General features: G+C 49.3%; 6 protein-coding genes. All 6 read right to left on the minus strand.

Annotation, left to right across the window (positions count from 1 at the left end):
- Positions 1 to 17 precede the first annotated feature (17 nt).
- Genes BZG83_RS15640 through BZG83_RS15665 form a run of 6 tightly spaced genes read right to left on the minus strand, consistent with a single transcriptional unit; the run spans position 18 to position 5,645 of the window.
- The gene (locus BZG83_RS15640) at positions 18 to 1,274 is read right to left on the minus strand and encodes an NAD(P)/FAD-dependent oxidoreductase (protein ID WP_077481926.1); all 1,257 of its coding nucleotides are present in this window, start codon (positions 1,272 to 1,274) and stop codon (positions 18 to 20) included.
- Positions 1,271 to 2,002: an SDR family NAD(P)-dependent oxidoreductase gene (locus BZG83_RS15645; RefSeq protein ID WP_077481928.1), complete on the minus strand. Its 732-nt coding sequence runs from the start codon at positions 2,000 to 2,002 to the stop codon at positions 1,271 to 1,273. The genes BZG83_RS15640 and BZG83_RS15645 overlap by 4 nt, the downstream gene beginning before the upstream one ends.
- Positions 1,999 to 2,439 (minus strand): nuclear transport factor 2 family protein, encoded by a 441-nt coding sequence (locus BZG83_RS15650; protein ID WP_077481930.1) that lies wholly within the window; start codon positions 2,437 to 2,439, stop codon positions 1,999 to 2,001. Before BZG83_RS15650 ends, BZG83_RS15645 begins: the two co-directional genes overlap by 4 nt.
- Entirely contained in the window at positions 2,439 to 3,878 is a 1,440-nt protein-coding gene (phrB, locus tag BZG83_RS15655) for a deoxyribodipyrimidine photo-lyase (RefSeq protein ID WP_077481932.1), read from the minus strand. Before phrB ends, BZG83_RS15650 begins: the two co-directional genes overlap by 1 nt.
- Positions 3,869 to 4,699 carry a MerR family transcriptional regulator gene (locus tag BZG83_RS15660; protein WP_077481934.1) on the minus strand — a complete coding sequence of 277 codons (831 nt, stop codon included), beginning with the start codon at positions 4,697 to 4,699 and terminating at the stop codon, positions 3,869 to 3,871. The genes phrB and BZG83_RS15660 overlap by 10 nt, the downstream gene beginning before the upstream one ends.
- Positions 4,689 to 5,645 carry a YbgA family protein gene (locus tag BZG83_RS15665; RefSeq protein ID WP_077481936.1) on the minus strand — a complete coding sequence of 319 codons (957 nt, stop codon included), beginning with the start codon at positions 5,643 to 5,645 and terminating at the stop codon, positions 4,689 to 4,691. Before BZG83_RS15665 ends, BZG83_RS15660 begins: the two co-directional genes overlap by 11 nt.
- Positions 5,646 to 5,777: the final 132 nt, after the last annotated feature.

The following is a 5,777-nucleotide window of genomic DNA, read 5'->3' on the forward strand; positions in this document are numbered from 1 at the left end:
TTCTGCCACTGTACTCACTAACTCATTTCCTCAACTACATCGAGCGCACTGCGCACACCATCTTCATGGAAGCCGTTGTACCAGTAGGCGCCACAGAACCAGCTTCGTTGCTGGCCATTAATTCGATGGCGCTGTTGCTGCGCGGCGACGCTTTCGGTATTAAATACCGGATGCGCATACACAAACTGCCGTAAAATCTTACTCGGATCGATTCGATCCGTTTGATTTAGCGTGACACAGAAGGTTTCAGGCGCCTGAATTGACTGCAATATATTCATATTGTAGGTCAAAGCTGCAGGTTGCGTGTCTATATCTTCTGACACGGGCAGATGATAGTTCCAGCTCGCCCATGCCCCTTTGCGAGTGGGAAGTAGTGAGGTATCGGTATGGAGCACAACCTCGTTATCTTGATACGGAATTGCGCCTAACACTTCACGTTCAGCTGTTGAAGGATCGGCTAGCATCGACAGGGCTTGATCGCTATGGCAAGCAAAAATGACATGATCGAACTGATACTCGCCACTCTCTGTGGTGAGCACAACGCCATGCTGGTGACGGGTTACTTGCCTAACGGGGGTGTTTAATTGGATCTTTTCAGCAAACGCTGGGGTGAGCTTTCTAACATATTCACGCGAGCCACCCGGAATGACGTACCACTGCGGGCGATTTGTAATATCCAGCAAGCCGTGGTTTTGGAAAAAACGGAGGAAAAATGCCAGAGGAAATCCGCGCATATCTGAAAGTGTGGAGGACCATATTGCCGCCCCCATCGGTAAGATATAGTTTTGACAAAAATAGTCGCTAAATCCGTGCTGGTTAAGGAACTCACCCAAGGTGTGCATAGCCAACTGTTCTGATACTTGGCCGCGCTGATGGGCCTCACGCGCCAAACGGTTAAAACGCATAATCTCGGCTAAGAAACGGTAAAACCGAACATTCACCACATTACGTTTTTGTGCGAACAGCGACGCTAAGCTATGTCCGTTGTATTCCAGACCATTTTCATCGTTACGCACACTAAAACTCATCTCAGAAGGCTGTCGACCTACCCCGATTTCTTCCAGTAAACGTTCATAATTCGGATAAGTACGATCGTTAAACACGATAAAGCCCGTGTCGATCGCATAGCGTCCACTCTCAACTTCTACGTCAACGGTCGCCGTGTGGCCACCGAGATAGTCATTGGCTTCAAAGAGCTGAATGTCATGACGCTTATTTAAATAGTGGGCACATGTCAGGCCCGCAATACCGGAGCCGATAATGGCAATTTTCATGCTTGTTTCCTTGTCATGCGTCGAGCAATGGCGATCTGCCATGATGTAGGGAGTAAGGCGATAATTTTCAGGAAATAGGTAAACTTACGCGGAAAGTGAACTTCTGCTTTGCGTTTCTCAAGCCCTGCTTGAATGGCCGCCGACGCTTGCTCGACGGTCACCCGCATCGGCATGGCGAAATCGTTTTTATCCGTTAGTGGCGTTTTAACAAACCCAGGCGAAACGAGTGACACTGTCACTCCTTGATGAGCGAGATCAACCGATAGCGTATTGGCTAGATAACTGATAGCAGCTTTAGATGCGCCATATGCCTCTGCGCGAGGTAAAGGCATGTAACTCGCTGAAGAGCCAACGATCGCCAAATGGGTGCCCGGCACAAAGCTTGCCTGCAAGGCTTCGATACAATTAAGGACGCCAAACACGTTGATATCGAATACGCGTTTAAACAAGGGTACATCGATTTTTCCGTAGTCGATGTATTCACAGGTACCGGCATTTAGGATCACCAAATCAGAGCTTGCTGATAAGGCACCGAGCGCTTGATGGGTTTGGTCCCTGTCTGTGGCATCAAACACTAACGGCTCGAGAGACGCATGATCCTGCTGCATCGCATCGAGCTTGTCTTTGTTACGACCACACGCAATAACGCGCCACCCTTGGCGCGCATAGTCTCGCGCTAATTGCTCGCCAATCCCCGATGTCGCGCCAGTAATCACAACCTGTTTCATTGTCCTAACCTCGCTTTTATATAAGTGAGTAGTCGACCCATCAACGGCAAGGCCTCATAAATCATTTCGCCCATGTCAAAATAGTCGCGGTGACGACTGATTCGCCCATCCGTAAACGTCAAATGCGAGCAACCATGCACCTGTCTCAGTTTGCCTTGTTGTACACGCGGATGAGAAAACGTCATGGTCCACGTCACGAACGCATCACTGTCGCCAGCCGTCGTATGGTGAATATCAAACTGACAGCTGGTGACGTTTTGATACAAAGAAGCAAAGTACGCTAAGAACGCAGATAGCCCTTCAATACGGTGTGCTGGGTCGATAAACACAATGTCGGGGTGGTAGATCGTTTCAAGCGATGCCAAATTGTCTTTACTGAGTGCTTGATAGACTTCCGCAAAACGCGCCACTTGAGTTTGAACGCTCCCGCTCTCCATTATGCAGACTCCTTGGGCTGATTTTTGGCCGCCTCAAAAATCGCTAATGCCTGTTTGCGCTGCTTAGCATGATCAATGATCGGTTTGGGGTAATCCAATGACTGCGCATACTTTTCCGCCCACGACCAAGGTTGATGGATTTGCTTACCAGGCACCTCTTTTAGTGCTGGTAGCCAACGACGTATGAAGCGCCCATCACTGTCGAAGCGCTCCCCTTGGGTTGTCGGATTAAAAATTCGAAAGTAAGGCTGCGCATCGGTGCCAACTGACGCTGACCATTGCCAACCTCCGTTGTTGGACGCAAAGTCGCCGTCAATCAGCTTGGACATAAAGTAGTCCTCCCCCCAACGCCAATCGATGAGCAAGTCCTTGGTTAAAAAGCTGGCCACTATCATCCGCAGGCGGTTATGCATCCATCCAGTGGTGTTTAATTGCTGCATCGCAGCATCCACAATCGGAAAGCCGGTTTTACCCGCTTTCCACGCTTCAAAGCGGGCGTTGTCGTTATCCCACACCACAGACTCTCCCCACTCTAAAAAGCAATGCTTTTTGCTAATACTGGGGTTTTGGGCGCTCACTTCTTGATAGAAATCTCGCCAGATTAACTCTGACAACCAAGTTGCTGCGCCTGAATCGGGCTCGCGCCAGTGCGGATGCTCAGATTGCAGTCGCGCTAAGCATTGGCGAGGGGACAATGCGCCAATGGCAAGATACGGTGACAGCTGACTGGTGCCATCAATGGCAGGGAAATCCCGTTGCGTCTTGTAATCTGCGGCTTGTTCTCGGCAATAAGTGCGTAACTTATCTAAGATGGCTTTTTCCGTGGTCGGCCATGCCGAGACGGCCTCGGTTGGATAGTCAAATTCAATCGGCTCAAGAGAAGCAAAAATAGTAGTTAACCGCGTATCATCAGCACGAGCAGCTGGCGCCTTGAGCGGTGACTGATCCATGCCTTCTAATGCACGTAGACAGGCTTTTTTAAACGGGGTAAAGACTTTATACGCATCGCCTTTCCCAGAACGAATCGTGCCGGGCGCAAATAGATTGCGGTCATGGTAGGCGTACCAATCAATGCCCTGCTCCTCTAGTCGTTGCTGTGCTTGGCGATCGCGATTTTGCTCATTCAGCTCGTATTCACGATTCACAAACACAGCGTTGACGTTCAGCGAGTTCGCAAGGGTTGCGACCGTTTCAGACGCCTTCTTATAGTCAGCGGCTCTTGTCACCAACAGCGGAATGTTAAGTGCACTGAGTTCGTCACGCAGCGCCTTAAGCCTTGCTTCAATCAATCCTGCCTGAATCGGGGCCATATGGTGGGCAGCCCATTGATCCGGTGTTTCCACAAAAAGGCCCACAACAGGCTCGTTTGCTTCGCACGCTGCATGCAGTGCACGATTGTCGAGGCAGCGCAGATCGCGTCGAAACCAAACTAAATGCATAACGGATTGTTCTCCTTGAGTTCTTTTAGCTCGTCTCCATGTACGGAGCAAATAAATGGCTGGCTCACAATGTGAATGTCAGATTGTGCGTAACACTGCCGTAGCTGATTAAGCTGGGAACGATCGAGACGGTGCGCAGCCATCACTGCGAGCGTGGGGATCTTTTGCTCTCGCATCACTTCGAGGATAAGGCCAAGTTGGGAATGTGGCTCACGCAAGATAGTGACGTTGTAACCTTTCTCATTCAGACGCATCGCCATCATGGTGCGCTGATAATCTTCTGTGTCAGTAAGTGTCACTAACCAACAAGGGAACTTACTGTTGCGTTTTGCGTTCGCCAACATTGCCGCTTGGCATTTTTCGATTACCGTACTGCGCCACATATCTTTCTGCAGAGAACAGATGGCGCTTTGCTCCTCATCCAACCACGTATCTAGCGGCGTAAAGACGTGTTCGATGAGCCAATAAAACGGATATTCTTTTAATAAGGTTTCAACGTGCTGGCCGAGTTTTTTCAGTGATAAGTCATGAATCAACTTCATCAGCTCACGGGCTAACGTGTCATCTTCGCTATCTATTTGGGTCTCGGTTTGCGACAGTAACGGTTTCACTTTGCTGATCGGAACACCTTTGTCTAGCCAACGTAAGATCCGACCAATCATGGCGACGTCTTCATCACTGTAAAGACGATGACCTTTCGGTGTTCTAGCCGGAGACAGCAAGCCATAACGGCGTTGCCATGCGCGCAATGTCACTGGATTAACGCCGGTACGATCAGCGACTTGGCTGATCGTCAGCGTGCTTTCGGGATTAGAGTCCATAACGTAACCTCAAGGCATCTGGATACGGCTTCAGATACGCTTGACTAGCAAGGTAATCATCTGGGTGGTTGTGCAAATGGTGAGCAATGAGGGTCAACGGCGCTAACAGCGGCATCGTGCCTTGACGGTAAGCATGAATAAGGTGAGTCAGCTCTGCTTTTTGGCTCTTGTCTAAGTTGTTCTTAAAATAGCCTTGCAGGTGCATCAGCACATTGGTGTGCTTTTTCCGCGTCGCACGGATAGCCAACGACTGCATAAACTGCGTGCGATACTGGTGGAAGAAATCATCAATATCGTACTCCGCGATGTTCGCCATAAAACGGCCCAATTCTCGGTAACGCTCAGGCGAGTGCGCCATCAACACTAATTTGTACCGCGAGTGGAATGCAACCAGTGCTTTTCTTGTCACGCCACTTTCGACACTGCGATATAAATCGTCTAACGCAAATAACCGGAACACAAAATTCTCACGCAGGATGGGATCATTTAATCGGCCATCTTCTTCAATCGGCAGCCACGGCATACGTTCCATTAATGCTTGGGTATACAGCCCTACCCCAGAGATATCAGAGGTGTAGCCATTTTCCCGATAGACTTTGACACGCTCCATGCCACAAGTGGGCGACTTGGCACAAACGATATAGCCACGTAGTGCTTTATGGGCCAATTCATCCGCTTTTCGTTCACTAAAGGCCACCATTTTTTCAGTATGATCTTTGCTGGCGTCTTTGGTCTCAACCAAACGAATGTCGCCCACATTACCCTTGTCTAATAAACGAATCGTCGGCCTTGGCACCGGTAAGCCGATTGCGACTTCCGGACACACAGGGACAAAATTGACATAGGGAGCGAGCTCTTTGGTCACAAACGGGCTGCGTTTATGGCCGCTATCAAAACGCACCTTTTCACCAATCACACATGCGCTAACACCAACTGGAAACGACATGCTTCACCTCTTCTTATCAAGCGGCATGAGCCGCAGAGTTGTACATTTATATTTTGTTGTACAACTCAATGTAGGCGAAGGATCACTTTTGTACAATATTTTTTATTTGTACAAGTTTACTCTGGTTCTTAA

The sequence above is a fragment of the Salinivibrio sp. PR919 genome, assembly GCF_001995355.1.
Taxonomy (GTDB): Bacteria; Pseudomonadota; Gammaproteobacteria; order Enterobacterales; family Vibrionaceae; genus Salinivibrio; species Salinivibrio proteolyticus.

Excerpts from the sequence above, each read along its gene's own strand:
- BZG83_RS15640 (WP_077481926.1), bottom strand. The coding sequence starts at position 1,274 with ATGAAAATTGCCATTATCGGCTCCGGTATTGCGGGCCTGACATGTGCC.
- BZG83_RS15645 (WP_077481928.1), bottom strand. The coding sequence starts at position 2,002 with ATGAAACAGGTTGTGATTACTGGCGCGACATCGGGGATTGGCGAGCAA.
- BZG83_RS15665 (WP_077481936.1), bottom strand. The coding sequence starts at position 5,645 with ATGTCGTTTCCAGTTGGTGTTAGCGCATGTGTGATTGGTGAAAAGGTG.
- BZG83_RS15650 (WP_077481930.1), bottom strand. The coding sequence starts at position 2,439 with ATGGAGAGCGGGAGCGTTCAAACTCAAGTGGCGCGTTTTGCGGAAGTC.
- phrB (WP_077481932.1), bottom strand. The coding sequence starts at position 3,878 with ATGCATTTAGTTTGGTTTCGACGCGATCTGCGCTGCCTCGACAATCGT.
- BZG83_RS15660 (WP_077481934.1), bottom strand. The coding sequence starts at position 4,699 with ATGGACTCTAATCCCGAAAGCACGCTGACGATCAGCCAAGTCGCTGAT.